Origin of the sequence: Mucilaginibacter rubeus (assembly GCF_014643835.1) — a bacterium.
Classification (GTDB): Bacteria; Bacteroidota; Bacteroidia; order Sphingobacteriales; family Sphingobacteriaceae; genus Mucilaginibacter; species Mucilaginibacter rubeus.
Map to the genome: position 1 here is coordinate 14,358 of NZ_BMKD01000009.1, position 17,245 is coordinate 31,602.

The 17,245-nt window shown below is 42.7% G+C and carries 15 protein-coding genes; 5 read left to right on the forward strand and 10 right to left on the reverse strand.

The annotated features are described in order from the left end of the window. Positions 1 to 44: 44 nt before the first annotated feature. The 6 genes from rny to rpsT all read right to left on the reverse strand — a co-directional run bounded on the left by rny (position 45) and on the right by rpsT (position 6,125). Positions 45 to 1,610: a ribonuclease Y gene (rny, locus tag IEX80_RS23890; protein WP_090529759.1), complete on the reverse strand. Its 1,566-nt coding sequence runs from the start codon at positions 1,608 to 1,610 to the stop codon at positions 45 to 47. 242 nt (positions 1,611 to 1,852) lie between these two features. Next, positions 1,853 to 2,143 (reverse strand): cell division protein ZapA, encoded by a 291-nt coding sequence (locus tag IEX80_RS23895; protein ID WP_090529762.1) that lies wholly within the window; start codon positions 2,141 to 2,143, stop codon positions 1,853 to 1,855. A 21-nt stretch (positions 2,144 to 2,164) separates the two neighbouring features. Continuing rightward, a complete protein-coding gene (locus IEX80_RS23900; RefSeq protein ID WP_090529765.1) occupies positions 2,165 to 2,455 on the reverse strand; it encodes a hypothetical protein in 291 nt (96 codons plus the stop codon). A 78-nt stretch (positions 2,456 to 2,533) separates the two neighbouring features. Then, a complete protein-coding gene (gene pheT, locus IEX80_RS23905) occupies positions 2,534 to 4,933 on the reverse strand; it encodes a phenylalanine--tRNA ligase subunit beta (RefSeq protein WP_188834387.1) in 2,400 nt (799 codons plus the stop codon). A gap of 154 nt (positions 4,934 to 5,087) precedes the next feature. Next, a complete protein-coding gene (gene radC / locus IEX80_RS23910) occupies positions 5,088 to 5,786 on the reverse strand; it encodes a RadC family protein (protein WP_129571679.1) in 699 nt (232 codons plus the stop codon). An 84-nt stretch (positions 5,787 to 5,870) separates the two neighbouring features. Then, on the reverse strand, positions 5,871 to 6,125 hold the full coding sequence (gene rpsT / locus IEX80_RS23915; protein WP_090529771.1) for a 30S ribosomal protein S20: 255 nt from the start codon (positions 6,123 to 6,125) through the stop codon (positions 5,871 to 5,873). A gap of 246 nt (positions 6,126 to 6,371) precedes the next feature. Here rpsT and IEX80_RS23920 point away from each other — a divergent pair, with 246 nt between their 5' ends. The 5 genes from IEX80_RS23920 (at position 6,372) to IEX80_RS23940 (ending at position 13,746) form a co-directional block, all read left to right on the forward strand. Then, on the forward strand, positions 6,372 to 7,130 hold the full coding sequence (locus IEX80_RS23920; RefSeq protein WP_188834388.1) for a class I SAM-dependent methyltransferase: 759 nt from the start codon (positions 6,372 to 6,374) through the stop codon (positions 7,128 to 7,130). Between the two features lie 87 nt (positions 7,131 to 7,217). After that, the gene (locus IEX80_RS23925; protein ID WP_188834389.1) at positions 7,218 to 8,903 is read left to right on the forward strand and encodes a MutS-related protein; all 1,686 of its coding nucleotides are present in this window, start codon (positions 7,218 to 7,220) and stop codon (positions 8,901 to 8,903) included. Between the two features lie 15 nt (positions 8,904 to 8,918). After that, positions 8,919 to 9,878 (forward strand): zinc dependent phospholipase C family protein, encoded by a 960-nt coding sequence (locus tag IEX80_RS23930; protein ID WP_188834390.1) that lies wholly within the window; start codon positions 8,919 to 8,921, stop codon positions 9,876 to 9,878. A 390-nt stretch (positions 9,879 to 10,268) separates the two neighbouring features. Beyond that, entirely contained in the window at positions 10,269 to 12,380 is a 2,112-nt protein-coding gene (locus tag IEX80_RS23935) for a LamG domain-containing protein (RefSeq protein WP_188834391.1), read from the forward strand. 4 nt (positions 12,381 to 12,384) lie between these two features. Next, on the forward strand, positions 12,385 to 13,746 hold the full coding sequence (locus tag IEX80_RS23940; RefSeq protein WP_188834392.1) for a vWA domain-containing protein: 1,362 nt from the start codon (positions 12,385 to 12,387) through the stop codon (positions 13,744 to 13,746). A 91-nt stretch (positions 13,747 to 13,837) separates the two neighbouring features. Here the strand turns inward: IEX80_RS23940 and IEX80_RS23945 are convergent, their stop codons facing one another. The 4 genes from IEX80_RS23945 to dnaN all read right to left on the reverse strand — a co-directional run bounded on the left by IEX80_RS23945 (position 13,838) and on the right by dnaN (position 17,216). Then, a complete protein-coding gene (locus IEX80_RS23945) occupies positions 13,838 to 14,494 on the reverse strand; it encodes a DedA family protein (RefSeq protein ID WP_090529785.1) in 657 nt (218 codons plus the stop codon). Positions 14,495 to 14,539: 45 nt separating this feature from the next. Next, the gene (locus IEX80_RS23950) at positions 14,540 to 15,280 is read right to left on the reverse strand and encodes a DUF4397 domain-containing protein (protein WP_188834393.1); all 741 of its coding nucleotides are present in this window, start codon (positions 15,278 to 15,280) and stop codon (positions 14,540 to 14,542) included. 8 nt (positions 15,281 to 15,288) lie between these two features. Then, positions 15,289 to 15,978: a DUF4397 domain-containing protein gene (locus IEX80_RS23955; protein ID WP_188834394.1), complete on the reverse strand. Its 690-nt coding sequence runs from the start codon at positions 15,976 to 15,978 to the stop codon at positions 15,289 to 15,291. A gap of 113 nt (positions 15,979 to 16,091) precedes the next feature. After that, positions 16,092 to 17,216 carry a DNA polymerase III subunit beta gene (dnaN, locus tag IEX80_RS23960; protein ID WP_090529793.1) on the reverse strand — a complete coding sequence of 375 codons (1,125 nt, stop codon included), beginning with the start codon at positions 17,214 to 17,216 and terminating at the stop codon, positions 16,092 to 16,094. Positions 17,217 to 17,245 lie beyond the last annotated feature (29 nt).

The following is a 17,245-nucleotide window of genomic DNA, read 5'->3' on the forward strand; positions in this document are numbered from 1 at the left end:
CTTCGGTTTTGTGCCGAAAGGGTTTCGTTTAATTTTTATAATGATTACTTGGCAAATGCTACCGAACGGGTTTCCCTGATAACGGTAACTTTGATTTGACCAGGATAAGTCATTTCTGTCTGGATCCTGTTTGAAATATCAGCAGCCAAAACTTCTGATTGCGCGTCGCTGATCTTTTCGCTCTCTACCACAACACGTAACTCACGGCCGGCCTGTATAGCGAACGTTTTTTCGACACCCGGATATGACAATGCCAGTTCTTCCAGTTCTTTCAAACGTTTGATGTAGCTTTCAACAACCTCGCGGCGTGCACCAGGACGTGCGCCTGATATAGCATCACAAGCCTGGATTATCGGCGATAACATTGAGGTCATCTCAATTTCATCATGGTGGGCACCTATAGCATTGCAAACTTCAGGGTGTTCCTTATATTTTTCGGCCAGTTGCATACCCAAAATAGCGTGCGGCAGTTCAGGGTTATCATCAGGTACTTTACCAATATCATGCAGCAAGCCGGCACGTTTTGCCATTTTAACATTCAAGCCAAGTTCGGCAGCCATGGTAGCACAGAAGTTGGCAACCTCACGTGAGTGCTGTAACAGGTTTTGCCCATAGGATGACCGGTAACGCATACGGCCAACCATCCGGATCAGTTCAGGGTGTAAACCATGAATACCCAAATCAATTACAGTACGCTCACCTATCTCAACAATTTCTTCTTCTATCTGCTTTTTGGTTTTGGCAACTACCTCTTCAATACGTGCCGGGTGGATACGACCATCAGTAACCAAACGATGCATAGCCAAACGGGCAATTTCGCGCCTTACAGGGTCAAAACCTGAAAGGATGATAGCCTCGGGGGTATCATCAACAATGATTTCGATACCTGTTGCGGCTTCCAGTGCACGGATATTACGCCCTTCACGGCCAATGATCCGGCCTTTGATCTCGTCGTTTTCAATATTGAAAATAGACACTGTGTTTTCGATAGCGCTTTCGGTAGCAGTACGCTGAATGGTTTGGATAACTATTTTCTTAGCCTCTTTAGTAGCAGTAAGCTTAGCCTCGTCAACAATATCCTTGATCTGGATCATCGCTTTGGTACGGGCTTCCTCGCGCAGGGTATCAACCAATTGGTTTTTGGCATCTTCGGCTGATAGGCCGGCAATGGTTTCCAACTGTTGAATGTGCTGGTTTTTAAGGTGCTCTACCTCGTCTTGCTTTTTAACAACTATTTCAGTTTGTTTTTCAAGATTTTTGCGGGTGTTATCAAGTTCGCTCTCCTTGCGGTTAACATTTTCCAGGCGCTGATTTAATGATTGCTCTTTTTGTTTAACACTATTTTCGCGCTGATTTACCGCATTGTTTTTATTATTTACTTCCTGCTCATGCTCAGCTTTCATTTGTAAAAACTTCTCTTTAGCTTCAAGCAATTTGTTTTTTTTCAGGATCTCGGCATTGTTTTCAGCGTCTTTTAAGATCTTTTTCACTTTATTCTGAGCCGATGTTTCCTGGTCTTTAAAAAGCTTTAATAATAGGAAGCGACCTATGAGCACGCCAATGATGGCGCCTGCCAGCAGGCCGATGATGACGTATAGTAATATGTCCATTTTAGGTTTGGTGGTGTTATATATGTATGTAAATAAAAAAACCGCAACTAATTTTTAAGTATCATGTATTTAAAACCTCATTCCGGATATTGGGGACCATGGGTTGGTTAACGTTAATCGCAACTAACGCATGCCTCTTGATCCGCTTAATATTGAAGCGTTAAGTTTTTAATAGTGAAACCTAAAATTTAACTGCGGTTAAATCTTAATATGCTCTTGTATATTTATGTAAAGAACGTTTATTACTTCGAAAAAAATTCGGTCAACAAATGATCTAAATGATAAACTTTTTCAGTCACCTCTGTATCCTCAACGGTAACTTTCTTTTCTGCCTTCAATGATGACGTTGCGTAATGCAGCACACACATTGAAAGTAAATCCTGCTTATCCCTAACCGCATAATTTTCCTGATATTCTTTTATCCGGTCGTTGATCAGCTTAGCCGCCCTGCGTATTATTTCTTCTTCCTCCATGTTAACCTTTAAGGGGTAAACACGGTCAGCAATATTTATTTTTATTGAGATTTCTCCCATTTGAGCTTTTCACTTTTTGTACTATTTTTTCAATAATACAATACACTTATCTATTTCTTGCACAAAGTCGTTAATTTTTTGCTTAATGTCAACACTTTTTTCATTTGTTTCAGAAAAAGACTTGGCAACTTTAACAACTTTTAATTTTTCTTCCAGTTCTTTTGTCTTGGCCTTACTGGCGTTCAGAGCTACCGTAAGTGCCTCACTTTCCAGTTTTAAAAGGTCATTTTCCTCCTGCAAAGCAGCGCACAGTTCAATCAGGCGCTCGGTTTTATCTACAATTTTATTTAACTGCTCTGCTAATGAGGCCATGTTTGGTTATTGGTTGATTAAGTTGATTGAGTGAATGGTTAAACTACCAGATCAACCACTCACCCAATCAACCATTCACTATTTTCTAATTTCTGCTCCGGCTTCTTTTCCTAAATTATAAATTAATTTCTGCATAATAGAATCAATTGCCTTATCTGTTAACGTTTTTTCCAGATCCTGGATGATAAAACTCAAAGCATATGATTTTTTACCTGCAGGCAGCTTATCACCCTGGTAAACATCAAACACATCAACTTCCTTCAGCAATTTACGCTCGGTACGCTGGGCAATTTGCTTTAACTGGCCAAATGATACGCTTTGGTCTATTAACATAGAAAGATCGCGCCTAACAGCCGGAAATTTTGAAACCTCCTGGTAAACGATCTTATTTTTACGGATAGCTGCCAGCACAAGGTCGAAATTAAAATCAGCATAAAATACCTCTTTGTCAACATCCGCCTTTTTTAAAGAAGCTGCAGCTACCGACCCAAATTTCACCAATTGCTTACCATTTAACATGTATTGAATGCCAAACGACATTTTTTTACACGTTGCATCCTCAACTGTAAAGTTGCTGATGCCCAGGCGCTGCAAAACACCATCAACCACAGCCTTGATATTATAGAATGATACCGGTTTTGATTTCTGGTTCCATTGCTCGGCAGTATTAGCACCGGTGATCAAAATACTGAAACGCTGGGTTTCGGTGTACTTATCATCTTTAACACTGTACACCTTTCCAAACTCGTAAAATTTCAAATCTGAGCTACGGCGATTCTGATTATAGGCTATAGCTTCCAAACCAGAATACAGCAGGGTTTGACGCATTACATCCAGATCGCTGCTCAGTGGGTTCAGAATCTTAACGGCAGTATCCAGGTTATCCGAATAGGCAGATTTTGTAAGTGAGTTAGCCAGGATCTCGTTAAAACCATTCGCGCTCAGCAAATCAGATAACTGGTTTTGAACGGTATCTTTCTCCGGACGAATGGAGTTATTTAGGGATGCCCTGATCTGTGTAGGGATCTCGATGTTGTTATAACCATAGATCCTCAGGATCTCTTCAACCACATCCACATCGCGGGTAACATCCACACGATATGGAGGCACTTGTAACGATAATGAATCCGCAGTTTCATTCACTATCTTGATATCAAGTGCCGTGATAATACCTTTGATCTCATCATGGCCAATCTTTTTACCAATCAGCTTATCAATGGTATTGTAGGTGATTTCCACAGCAAAGGGAGCAACCGGTGCTGGGTAATGATCGGAGATTTCTGACGATATCTCACCACCTGCCACCTGCTGAATCAACAATGCAGCACGTTTCAATGCAAAAACGGTCATGTCCGGATCGGTACCACGCTCAAACCTGAATGAAGCATCGGTTTTTAAACCATGCCTTTTTGAAGTTTTACGAACAGATACAGAATTGAAATAGGCACTCTCCAGGAAGATATTTTTGGTTGATTCTTTAACACCTGATTTAGCACCGCCAAATACACCTGCTATGCACATTGGCTCTTCGGCATTGCCAATCATCAGGTCATCGGCAGATAGTTTCCTGTCAACATCATCCAAAGTTTTAAATATAGTGCCTTCAGCATAGTTTTTCACCAACACTTTACCGCCGGTTATTTCATCGGCATCAAAAGCATGTAAGGGCTGACCAAGCTCATGCAGTACATAGTTGGTAACATCCACAATGTTATTGATAGCACGGATGCCAATAACAGCCAAACGCTCCTTTAACCATTGTGGCGACTCTTTAACCTCAACACCGCTGATGGTTAAGCCAGAATAGCGCGGTGAAGCTTGCTCGTTCTCCACTACAACCTTTATAGTACGGCTTGTATTATCAACTTTAAACGCACTTACATCGGGCTTATTGATACCAATTTTCAGGAAAGCGGCAATATCCCTTGCAGTACCTAAATGCGAAGCCGCATCGGCACGGTTAGGGGTTAAGCCTATCTCGTACATGTAATCGTCGTTCAGCTTAAAGTATTCGTTAGCAGGAGTACCTACAGGAGCATCATCCGGCAATAGCATAATACCGGCATGACTGGTTCCTAAACCTATCTCATCCTCGGCACAGATCATCCCGTGAGATTCTTCGCCCCTGATCTTTGATTTTTTGATGGCAAAAGGTTCTCCGCTGGTTGGATAAACTGTAGAGCCAACCACCGCCACTACTACTTTTTGCCCGGCGGCTACGTTAGCAGCACCGCAAACAATCTGCAGGTCTTCTGCCCCGCCTATATCAACTTTGGTAACATGCAGGTGATCAGAATTGGCATGATCAACACACTCTTTCACATAGCCAATTACCAGGCCTTCCAGTCCGCCGGGAACAGCCTGTACCTTTTCCAGGCTTTCAACTTCCAAACCGGTACCGGTAAGGATGATGGAAATTTCCTGGGGCGTTTTATCAGTATCAATAAATTCTTTAAGCCAGTTATAAGATATTTTCATTATTCCGAAATGATAATCGGCAAAGATACGATTTAGGCTGAAAGGTTAAAGGCGAAAGGTAAAAGGTATTTTATTTAAAAATTAATCTAATTTGAAGATTTGAAAATGTTAGGTCAATTTCAAATCGCCTCATTTTCAAATCTTAAAATCGAAACTACATCAACCCTTCATCGGCCAAACTTAAGTAGCCGGCATCGGTAATGATTAAATGATCAAACACGCCCATGTCCAGCATCCGGCCGGCGGCGCTTATTTTTTTAGTGAGCTGGATATCTTCGTTACTGGGTTTCAGGTTACCCGATGGGTGGTTATGCACCAGAATGAGCCCGCTGGCCTGGTATTGCAGGGCTGAATAAAAGATGATCTTCGGATCGCATACCGTAGCCGACAAACCTCCTTTACTGATCAGCTCCTTCCCTAATACTTTGTTGGAACGGCCTAATAGTATGATCCAGAATTCCTCGTGGTTCAGGTCCATCAAATGGCGGCGCATAATATTGTACCCATCCCTGCTCGACGTGATCACCTCAATGGCACCTGATTCAAATTCATTACGACGGCGGCCGATCTCCAGCGCAGCAATAATAGATATAGCTTTGGCTTCCCCTATTCCTTTAAACTTGGATAATTCGGCTATGGAAGCCTTACCAAGCTTGTTCAGGTCGTTATCATAATGGCGCAGGATGCGCTTACTCAGTTCAACCGCGGTTTCGGTGCGGCTGCCCGAGCCGATAAGGATGGCGATCAGCTCGGCATCGGTAAGGGCGCGGCGCCCTTGTCCGCTTAGTTTTTCACGCGGGCGATCTTCCTCAGCCCATGATTTAATACTGATCTTGCTTTCGTAGTTTTCCACGGCATTAAAGTATGAAAAAGCGCCAAACAAAAAAAGGGACAGCGTTGGTACACTATCCCCTTCGGTATATTTTAAAAGCTGAGATTAGCTTAAGCCGTTAACAAATTTAGTAAGCTTTGATTTATTGTTCGAAGCTTTGTTTTTGTGAATAACGTTCTTTTTAGCTAAACGGTCAAGCATTGAAATCACTTTACCCAACAGTGCAGAAGCATCGGCTTTGGTAGTAGTGTTTCTTAATTTCTTAATAGCGTTCCTGGTTGTTTTAGCCTGGTACCTGTTGCGCAGACGCTTCGCAGCGTTTGCCCTGATTCTTTTTAATGATGATTTATGATTTGCCATCTCGTATAGCTTGTTATTCTTTTCTACTTATTTTAAGGACTGCAAATATAGAGCGATTAAATTTAATATGCAAGTGGTTTTTTGATTTATATTTCAGGATGATTAGGTTGATAATGTGATTGATTACCTGAACCCTTAAGACGTGAAGACCTCTCAAATTAACAAGCTGTTAACCCCGCATTCACGAAGTGTTTATACAACACAATGATTTTTGCTGCGTTACTATTAATTAAAACTATTGCGTTTATGGTTACCAACAGCACCACCAGGTTCAGCAACCGGGTTGAAGATTATGTAAAATACCGTCCCGGCTATCCCGACGAACTTGTTAAGTTTTTACATGACGCTTACGGCTTAACACAGGATAAGCTCATTGCCGATATTGGTGCAGGTACAGGGATCTCTACCGCATTGTTCCTGAAAAAAGGCTACCGGGTAATTGCCATTGAACCAAATTTGGAGATGCGCGAAAAAGCTATTGAACTGCTCGGCTCATATAACGGTTTTATCCCTCAAAACGGCACTGCAGAAAATACCGGCATCGAGAGTAATAGCATTAATGCCATTATAGCCGGACAGGCTTTTCATTGGTTTGAGGCCGTAAAAACCTGTGCTGAATTTAAAAGGGTCCTGAAACCGGATGGCATTGTTGCCCTCATCTGGAATGAAAGAAAAACAACATCGGCCTTTGAACAGGAATATGATGAACTCATTGTAAAACATGCCCGCGATTACGTAAAGGTTGATCATCGCAATATCGATACCGAACATATCGCTGCTTTCTTTAAGCCGCAACCCATTCAACTGGAAATATTCGCCAATAAACAGGTATTTGATTTTGAAGGATTAAAAGGCAGGCTGCTGTCATCATCATACATGCCTGCACGTGGCGATGAGGGGTACGGGCCAATGATTAACGATTTGCATGCACTTTTTGATAAATTTCAGCAGGATGGCGTTATCGTTATTAATTACGATACGAAGGTTTATTCGGGGAAACTGTAAGATCAACATTATTTCGTATCGGTGAAACAATTGCACGCGGGTATTATCTAATTAGCAAACACAGTGGCTTATTAATACTACTTAAACATGATATACTGGATCATTATTATAATACTGCTGCCTTTTATATTTATTTTAATAAGCCATTTAAAAAGCAAAGCCCAACAAAAAAAGAAACTTACCGAAATAAAAGAACGCTGGGGCAAACCCATAATTACAAGCAGAAATTTCAAACCGATCAGCACCTACCTTACAGCTTATGGCGGCTCAAGCGGGATCTCTGCCGATACGGCCACCGACCTTGACATCGACAGCGTATTTGAATTTATTGACCGTACCAATTCAAAACCCGGGCAACAATATCTATATAAGCAATTAAACTCCCCGCAAATTTCAGAAGCGTATTTTGAAACGCTTGAACAGCGGATCGGCAATGTCACCGTCGATAAAGAATTGAGAGAGGCGGCCGAGCTTAAATTATCTGAGTTAGGGAACAATGATGCCTACTACTTACCGGAGCTTTTTAAGAAACCGCATCATTCCATGTTTCCGGCAATTGGCAATTTTTATATCAGCATAGCGCCGTTTTTGATCATTGGAGTGGCATTTAGCCTTTTTATTGTTCCTAACCAGTTTATGCTCTTGCTATTGCTGATATTAATGATAGCCAATGTAGTAATTCATTACAGCAATAAGACCCAAATGCTGAACTACACACATTCGCTACCGCAGCTGTTGGTTTTATTCAAGGTATCAAATTGGCTTAAGAACCACAACCTGCTCAGGGATAATGAAAATACCCGCCTCAGTATGGTTAATATGGGCAAACTCAAAAATTCGTTAAATTATATCACCCTGCAAAATAAAGCCGCTATTGACCCTACCGATATTTACTACCTGGTTACCGAATGGCTGAAAATGTTCCTGCTTATTGAGCCGCTGGTATTTATAAAATCCATCACCAAGGTAAACAAATACCTTAGTGACATTAAAGTTGTTTATGAAGCGGTGGCTGAGGTTGATGTTGCCATTTCCATCCAATCGGTACGTGATGGCGCGGCTCATTATTGCAAACCTCAACTTACAACCGGCAATACTCATATCATTATTAAAAATCTTTATCACCCGCTTATTGAAAACTGCGTGTCAAATTCTATCGCTATAGATAATACACAAGGCATTTTGGTAACTGGTTCCAACATGTCGGGTAAAACCACTTTTATCAGGGCTATTGCTATAAACGCTTTGCTATCGCAAACCATTAACACCAGTTTTGCTACAGTATACCAGGCTCCTCCGCTCAAAATATTTACCAGCATTGATATGACCGACGATTTGGGCGATAATAAAAGCTATTTCCAGGCCGAGGCATTAGCTGTTAAAAATATAGTGGCACAAACCATTGCCAGCAAACCCATAAACAGCCTCGTAATCATTGATGAAATTTTCAGGGGTACAAATACCATTGAACGGATAGCCGCCGCGAAAGCCGTACTAAGCTACTTTATCCACAATCAAAGCTTCGTTTTTGTATCTACACACGATCTGGAACTGGCCGAATTACTGGGCAGCGATTACAAAGTTTTCTCTTTTGAGGAAGTGATTGGTGATGACCGCTTGGTATTTGATTATAAAATTAAAGAGGGATTGCTCAAAAACCGAAATGGCATCGCTGTTTTAAAAGGCGTCGGCTTCCCGGAGAGTATTATTGATGAAGCCAATAAGGTAAGCAGCCAATTAAGGGAGAAGTATAATTTAAAACTCCCCCTTTAATTGCATCTTTGCCTCATGAACCGCCGCATAATTTTAAGCATAACTGGTACCTGTTTAATCATGTTATGCTCATCATGGGGATTCTTTGCACATTATCGTATTAACCGGCTGGCGGTTTTCACGCTACCTAAGGCCATGGCAGATTTTTACAGATGCAATATCGATTATATAACCGAACATGCCGTTAGCGCCGACAAACGCCGCTATGTTGACTCATCAGAAGCGCCACGCCATTTCTTTGATGCCGACCGTTACGGCAAAAAACCCTTTGAGGCTATGCCTAAAAAATGGAAGGATGCCGTTGCCAAATACTCAAAAGATACCATCATTAAATACGGCACTGTTCCCTGGACCATTCAGTACCAGTATTACAGGCTGGTACGGGCTTTGAAAGCCCATGATACAACGGCTATCCTTAATGCATCTGCCTATTTAGGGCATTATATTGCCGATGCACACGTACCGCTGCACCTAACCCAAAACTACAACGGCCAGCTTACGGGGCAAACCGGCATCCATGCCCTTTGGGAAAGCCGCCTGCCCGAGTTATTTGCCAATCATTATAATTACTACGTTGGCAAGGCCCGGTATATTGAAAACCCGTTGAACGAAGCATTCCGTATATGCAAGGCTACTTACAAAACCGTTGATACGGTTTTACGCTTTGAGCGCATACTGAACAAAACCTACCCGCAGGACAAAAAGTACGCGTTGGTACAGCATGGCAAAAAGCAAATTACCGATTACTCCGTGGCCTATAGCCTGACTTATCACAAAATGCTGAAGGGGATGGTGGCAAGGCAAATGCGGGCATCTATTCTTTCCGTGGGTAGTTTCTGGTACTCGGCCTGGGTTGATGCAGGGCAGCCCGACCTGAACAAGCTTATCGCACAGCCTTTAAGCATCGAACAAAAGGCAAAGCTTCGGCAAGAAGAAATGCTTTACCGATCAGGCAAAGCATTAATAATAAAATAGTTAACGATCAAACCCGGCAGCCTTCCCCTGCCTTCTTTATATTCTCCGTATCAGCTCCACGAAAACAGCGAAAGGGCTAACACCAGTTATCACCTTTCTTATCTGAAACAATCGTAACATGGCAGCATAATCAATCATTAGAAATTGCTGCCTCATCTGCTTCATTTCCCGTTATCATTGGTATTTATACGCAATTTTTCCATTAGGTATTTATACGCTATTACCCGGTTTACAACCCTCCTAACTTAGTTAAATCAATCAGGAAGTTGATTTGACCTCCCCTTTTAGCCACAAGCCCTAAACCTAATAGAGAATTAAATAAACAGGAGGCCATATCGAGTGACTGGCATTTTATATCACTGAATATTTACATCTATAAACTATCATCTTATGGCAAATTTAACTTTAGCACCACGATGGGCATCAAGTGTGCTGCAACTTGGAAACACCGCTTATGTAGATTGCGGTACACCAACCGTACTAAACAATTTAACCTCCTTTACCCTGGAGGCCTGGGTAAACGTGTCGAGCCTTAACGGATTTCAATCCGTAGTTGGCAATGTTGACAATGCGGTTGGCGGACAATACCAATTATTTCTTGAATCGGGTTATGTTTACGCCTATGTAGGCATCGCACCGTATCTGATCAAATCAACTTTACCCATCACTGTCGACGAATGGCACCACCTGGCCTCTGTATTTGATGGTACAACTTCCAGTTTATCGCTTTATGTTGATGGCGTGGCTGTTGCGCAAAGCACCTTTTCGGGAACGCTGCCTGCAAGCGGTACCAATATGCTGCTGGGGGCTGTAATGCAGCAGAGTAGCCCGATCTGGTACCTACAGGGCCAGCTTGGAAGGATTATGATCTGGAATAGCGTGCGCGACGCTGAAGATATCCTTAATGATTCGGTACAAGTAAATAATTATAGCGCTGTCCAAAATCCCAACCTTATATTTTACAGCGACTTTTCGGAAATGCCGGGGGTAGACAGTTCCGGAAATAATATAGCCCTTAATTTCAAAAACAATGTACAATACGCGTTCAATGTTCCATCTGTTGTACTGGGAGCGGATGGTTATGTTGATTGCGGCTCCTTTCCCGAATACAGCATTCCCGGAAACGCCCCTTATACCATTGAAGGCTGGTTCTTCCCGGGCAGCAGCAGCAACGGTATCCTGTTAAGTTATGGCCTGGACGGCGCATGGGAATACAAAGTAAGCTATCAAAACAACCAGGTTATAGGCCAGCGTAACAGCGACAGTATTTCTTTAGCATCAGCAGCCTCGGTTTTGCCGCTAAGCTATTATCATTTTGCACTAAGTTATGATAGCGATGTTAAAGCCCTTAGCTTGTACGTAAACGGTAACCTTCAGGCTATCGATTATTTTCCTTCGCCGGTTACCGCGGTTCCAAACGGGCATGTACTCGTAGGCGCCCAATATGATTCGAACGGAAATATCATCGACAACTTCGGCGGTTCTATCCAAAACCTGCGCATCTGGAATGTATGTTTGGAACAATCAGAAATTGTTCAATGGATGTACAATGACGTGATAACCGATAACCGTTTAATTTCAAATTTTGATTTCACCGTTAACCCGCCGATAGATACAACCGACAAATCAACCCTTGAACTGGATAACGGTGCTGTGCAGCAACTCCAAACCGTAAACGTTTTAACCACCGAGCAGATTGCGCTTTTGGGCATCCCACAATCCATCAACGCTATTTACCTAAATCAAAACGTAGAAACGCCTGTACCGCCGCCTACTGATATCCTATTTGCCAGTCAGCCCAAAGTTTTTACCGAAGATCATAAAGAGGAAAGCTGGGCACAATTCGAAGATTGGTTCGGCAGTAAAAACGGAGGCCCGGCAACAGAAGGCTTTCGCCAGCAGTTTGATAACGCTTATGAAAAAGCCCGGCAAATGTTCGACGAAAATGCCAACCTGTCCCGCGTTTTTACCCGCACCGATACCAATGGCATAACCCGTATTATTTACCATGGTGTAAAGGCAGACATGCTCGTTTACGAAGGGGCTATAGGCGCCGAATCAGACTGTACGCTCTGGTGGATCCAATTCATCTTTGCGCTTACTGTAGGTTTCCTTCAGGCTGTGGGGCTGGCACCTACCACCGGCAATATCGCCACGCGTATTTATAATCTGCTCCGTGCAAATCAAACGGTAATGAATGCCATGAGCTCAATGGCCGGAAAAGCAATCAGCGCCACAGCCGCTATTGGTTTTGTAGGTGTAATATATCAGCAGGGACTCATGTGGACCATTATCAAGTTTGTGCTGACATCCGCAGGATGGTATGCCTTATTCTGGATCCTTCGTAAAGTAATAGCCATAGTAACAGGCCTGGAAGCAGCCGCCATACTTGCCGGTTTTATTGTATGGGCTACTCAGCTTACCATACTTTCACTTAAATACAATACCGCATGCGGTCAGCTTCTCCAATCAACTAATGTTTCACCTTCTTTTAATTCATAAAGCCATGCCAACTTCAACACCTGTTGTCGCTATACCTGTGGTAGACACTTCATATAGCATGACAACTTCAAATTATGTCGCAATCACAGTCATCGATACCAAAGCTTTCCTGAACAATGCGCTCCCTGGCGATTATATTGGCGTGGCATCCTACGACACCAACGGAAGAGTAACCTATAACCTGGCACAGGTTGATCAAAACCTTACCGTACCGGTTACAGCAGCTGCAGCTGTACAAAACCTAAGTTTCACCGGAAGCTGCACCAATATGGGAGGAGGGCTTCAAACCGCTGTAAATATGCTTTCAAGTGCTCCTGCCGGTGTAAATAAAGGCCTGGTGCTGCTTTCTGACGGTTATCAAAACTGCGGCACCAATCCCCTGCCATTACCTGCCGGCACCCCTCCCGTATATTCATGTGCAATGGGGCCGGCGTCTGACCAAAACTTAATGCAGCAAATTGCAACCCAGAGCGGCGGCCAGTATTATTATGCCCCCTATGTTTTCAATATGATGCAAATTTACAACCAGATCAGGGCGCAAACTCCTGATGCACAATTACTTGCAAACGGATACAAAGTAGCCCAGGCCTATGACTACCTGCTGATTCCGGCCACCGTATCTGCAGGCAACGACCTCGGGCAGTTTTCGGTTGTATGGAGTGATCCTAATTATACGTTCACAAACGGCCAGCCCGGACTTAATCAATTAAGTGTAACACTTGTAACGCCGGCCGGCGTGGTAATTACACCAATGCCTACCTTACAGGGAGGGGCCTATGTGGTATTTAACATTCCTAACCCGGCGGTAGGCCTATGGTATATCCAGATCATGTATGGCGGTACAACCCCGCAGGGCCTGACAGGCGGTGCCTTTGAATACGCACCTTCAGGCAATGCCGCTCCGCTTCAGCTTACAGTTGATGCCCCTGCTGTTGTACGCAAAGGACAGCCTATTACTTATCATGCACATTTAACGGATGATGGAAAGCCGATAACCGGACAACAAATACGTGCTTTGGTTACCCGTCCCAAACTAAGTCAGAATAGCGCAATTAAAGCTTATGCATCAGACCTTAAAAACATAAAGCTGCCTGAAGAAACAATGGACACTATACAACATCCCGATTTGGCGAAGCTCGATCTGCTTTACAGGCAGCGGTTGACGGAGGAGGACCTTTTGCCGCACATAAAGGGCGGGAGTATCCTGTCAGCGGCAAAGCAAGGTGGGTACGCCGGTACTATACATGAAACGCACGAGGCCGGAAGTTACACCATCGAACTTGAAGTAACCGGATTTTCAGACAAATCCAAAACGCCGTTTTCCAGAAGTCGTCGCTTTAATGTAGTGGTTACCGATGGCGATTGAATAAACCACCATCCTGTTTAATAAACAAAAAGCCTGTGTCGGAATTATATCCTGCACAGGCTTTTGATATTTGAAAATGCTGAACAGGCTTTTATTGCCCCTCAGAAACTTTGGCGCTACGGCCTTTTATAGCGGCAAAAATGGGTGGCAATATCGAGATGAGAATGATGATCACTCCTACCAGCGAAAAGTTTTTAGCTATCACCGGTACCTGCCCTAATTTGTAACCCGCAAACAGGAACACAATGATCCATGATGCACCGCCGACGATGTTATAAAGGCTATACTTTAAAAAAGGCATCCTGCCAACACCGGCCACAAAAGGTGCGATAGTGCGGATAATAGGCATAAAACGGCTAAAAATCACCGCCTTGCCGCCGTGTTTATCAAAAAAAGCTTTGGTTTTAAGATAGTATTCGAGCTTTAGGATCTTATTTTCCTCTTTAAAAACTTTAGGGCCTAAATAGTTGCCTAAAAGATAATTGACGGTATTGCCGATAAAGGCAGCGGCAATTAATATGATGCCCAGCAGCCAGATATCCAAACCCGAACTACCACTGGCTATTAACGCGCCAGCCGCAAACAACAGTGAATCGCCTGGTAAAAAAGGGGTTACTACAAAACCTGTTTCGGCAAATATGATCAGGAAAAGGATCAGGTAGGTCCATCCCTGGTAAGCGCTGGTTATTTGTACCAGGTGCTTATCAATATGCAGTATAAAGTCGATTATGCTTTTTATTACTTCCACAGGCTAAAATTTTGCCCAAAAATATAAATATTAAACAAAACGCAGCTACTGAAGTGTCTTACTAAGCAGATTATTAGTAAGTACCCCCGCGCCAAAGGCCAATGAGTCGGCGCTGCCAACAATACCTTTAGTATAAATAGTATAGGCGCGGCCGTCCTGTATAGTTACATTTTGCAGGGTTGTTTCAATTGTCGTGGGCGTTCGGGTAGTGGTAATGGTAAAGTTATAATTACCGGCAGTAAGTTCAACGTATTTAGATACCTTGTTAAAGGTAGTACCTCTAACCACAAGGGTGTCATTAGCCCGCAGATCCAGGGCTGATGTATTGGGTGAAGTATGTACAAACCTCACCTTTCCTTTCCCTATGGCTGGCAAACCGGTACTATCAGATAGTATAAATGAACTGACAAACGAACTATCCTTTCTGAAGCCGGTTATAAACATCGTGTATTTCCTGTTGGCTTTAAGCGTAGTATCAAATTGCAGCAAAATAACCGGCGCCGCAGTAGCTGTACGTAACTGTAACGGCGGTTCAAGTGTTGAAAGGTAAAAATATCCCGAACTGTTTGGATAAGTATAGGTAGTGGTATTATACCTGATAAAATGCTGATAAAGGTATACCGGCTGGATATCGGGGCTTAAATTAACGATTTGAAACTGGGTATTGAGGCCTATTGATGATGCATTGCCCCCCTTACCGCACGAAGAAACAGCACAGATGAAAAGTCCGCATAGCATAGCTATAAAAAATGAAACCAGTACCTTGCTTTTATTTTTATTAACCATTAATGTAATCATTGATTGATGAACAAACCGGTTGCCAGGCCTGTACTTTTATTGCCGTAACCGTAATAAGTGTATATCTTACCGGCGCTTAGTGATACCGTATCCCTTACAATGGTACCCGGAAAGGCCGCCGAATGCAACGCCATATTATGCTCCCCGGGCGCTACCAAATAAAAAGTTGAAGTACTTTTAAAACCCAAATCTTTCATTTTTGGGGTATCTAAGGCAGCTGTTGTACCTTCAAAGTGCACGCTTATATTTCCGGCATCTGGCGAAGCATTTACAAACCTGATCTTTGCCTGTTTATTTGTATCGGCAACCAATACATCTGTAGTTTTAAAAACCTGATCGACCGTATTACCAGCTACGTAAAATGAATATACAGAATCCTTACTTAAAGTTAAAGGCAGGCTAAACAGCGGATTGGGATTATTTGGCCCATCTAATTTAACCGAATAGCTTTGTGTACCCGCTTTTACCGAAATATACCCGAGCGTGCCTCCCGGATAAAATGTTGTTGTATTGTTTATTCTTGTACCATTAACATAAATATTAACATTATTAAAACTGGCATTAATAACGTTTAGCGATGACGTTGACGAATCCACGGCATCGGGCTTATCATTATTTTTTTTGCAAGACGTAAGGTAGCCCGTTATGGCTATAATGATCAATAAAGCTTTAACCTTAATATTCATATACAATTATAAGCTATAACTGCTTACTGTAATTTTTGGTATCGGGTGCTGAACAAAAAAAGTCCGGTTTATGATACCGGACTTAGTTTTGGATTTATAATTTAAGTTTACACTTAAGCATAACTATTGAGCATCACCGGCATAACCAGCATCAGCACATCTTCATTCTCATCACCTCCCTGCGGCAGTAATAAACCGGCACGGTTTGGAGTTGACATCTCCAAAGATACTTCTTCACAGCTTAAATTCTTCAACATTTCTATTAAAAATCTTGCATTGAAGCCAATTTCCATGTCTTCGCCCTCATATTGGCAGCTTAAACGCTCGTGTGCCTCGTTAGCAAAATCAATATCTTCTGAAGAGATATTTAACTCGCTGCCATTTATTTTAAGCCTTACCTGGTGCGTGGTCTTGTTAGCATAAATAGCCACACGGTTTAACGAACCCAGGAAGGTAAGCCTGTCGATATTTAATTTATTAGGGTTATTTTGAGGGATAACCGCCTCGTAATCAGGGTAACGCTCGTCAATTAAACGACACACCAGGTTGATATTGCCAAACTTGAAGAAAGCACTGGTGGAATTATACTCAACAGATACATTTACATCATCGCTTGGTAATGATGATTTAAGCAGGGTTAACGCCTTTTTAGGCAGGATGAATGATGTAGTGCTTGCAGCCTTTGCATCTTTACGGCGGTAACGAACCAGTTTATGTGCGTCTGTAGCAACAAAAGTAAGGGCCGATGTTGTTAGCTGGCAGTAAACGCCTGTCATAGCCGGGCGCAACTCGTCATTACTTACCGCGAAAATGGTTTTGTTGATAGCTTCGGCTAAAACTGAAGCAGGCAGATTTACTGATGAAGCGTTTTCAACAACCGGGATCTTTGGAAAATCCTCACCGTTTTCGCCGCTCAGTTTGTATTTACCGTCGCCGGCGTTAATTTCAATGGCGAAGGTTTTATCATCAACCGAAAAAGCAACAGGTTGCTCCGGTAATGATTTCAGGGTCTCTAACAATATACGCGACGGGATAGCAATCCTGCCGTTCTCTTTAGCCTCAACAGGCAAAGAGGTGGTCATGCTGGTTTGCAGGTCGGTAGCAGAAATGGTCAAGTTCCCATCCTTTATCTCGAACAAAAAGTTTTCCAGTATCGGCAGCACAGTACTGCTGCTTAACGCGCCACTTACCGATTGCAGTTGTTTGAGTAATGTTGAGGTAGAAACAATAAATCTCATATGGTTGTAATTAATCTATCAAAAATAGA

Excerpts from the sequence above, each read along its gene's own strand:
- rny (WP_090529759.1), bottom strand. The coding sequence starts at position 1,610 with ATGGACATATTACTATACGTCATCATCGGCCTGCTGGCAGGCGCCATC.
- IEX80_RS23895 (WP_090529762.1), bottom strand. The coding sequence starts at position 2,143 with ATGGGAGAAATCTCAATAAAAATAAATATTGCTGACCGTGTTTACCCC.
- IEX80_RS23900 (WP_090529765.1), bottom strand. The coding sequence starts at position 2,455 with ATGGCCTCATTAGCAGAGCAGTTAAATAAAATTGTAGATAAAACCGAG.
- pheT (WP_188834387.1), bottom strand. The coding sequence starts at position 4,933 with ATGAAAATATCTTATAACTGGCTTAAAGAATTTATTGATACTGATAAA.
- rpsT (WP_090529771.1), bottom strand. The coding sequence starts at position 6,125 with ATGGCAAATCATAAATCATCATTAAAAAGAATCAGGGCAAACGCTGCG.
- IEX80_RS23920 (WP_188834388.1), top strand. The coding sequence starts at position 6,372 with ATGGTTACCAACAGCACCACCAGGTTCAGCAACCGGGTTGAAGATTAT.
- IEX80_RS23925 (WP_188834389.1), top strand. The coding sequence starts at position 7,218 with ATGATATACTGGATCATTATTATAATACTGCTGCCTTTTATATTTATT.
- IEX80_RS23930 (WP_188834390.1), top strand. The coding sequence starts at position 8,919 with ATGAACCGCCGCATAATTTTAAGCATAACTGGTACCTGTTTAATCATG.
- IEX80_RS23935 (WP_188834391.1), top strand. The coding sequence starts at position 10,269 with ATGGCAAATTTAACTTTAGCACCACGATGGGCATCAAGTGTGCTGCAA.
- IEX80_RS23940 (WP_188834392.1), top strand. The coding sequence starts at position 12,385 with ATGCCAACTTCAACACCTGTTGTCGCTATACCTGTGGTAGACACTTCA.
- IEX80_RS23950 (WP_188834393.1), bottom strand. The coding sequence starts at position 15,280 with ATGGTTAATAAAAATAAAAGCAAGGTACTGGTTTCATTTTTTATAGCT.
- IEX80_RS23955 (WP_188834394.1), bottom strand. The coding sequence starts at position 15,978 with ATGAATATTAAGGTTAAAGCTTTATTGATCATTATAGCCATAACGGGC.
- dnaN (WP_090529793.1), bottom strand. The coding sequence starts at position 17,216 with ATGAGATTTATTGTTTCTACCTCAACATTACTCAAACAACTGCAATCG.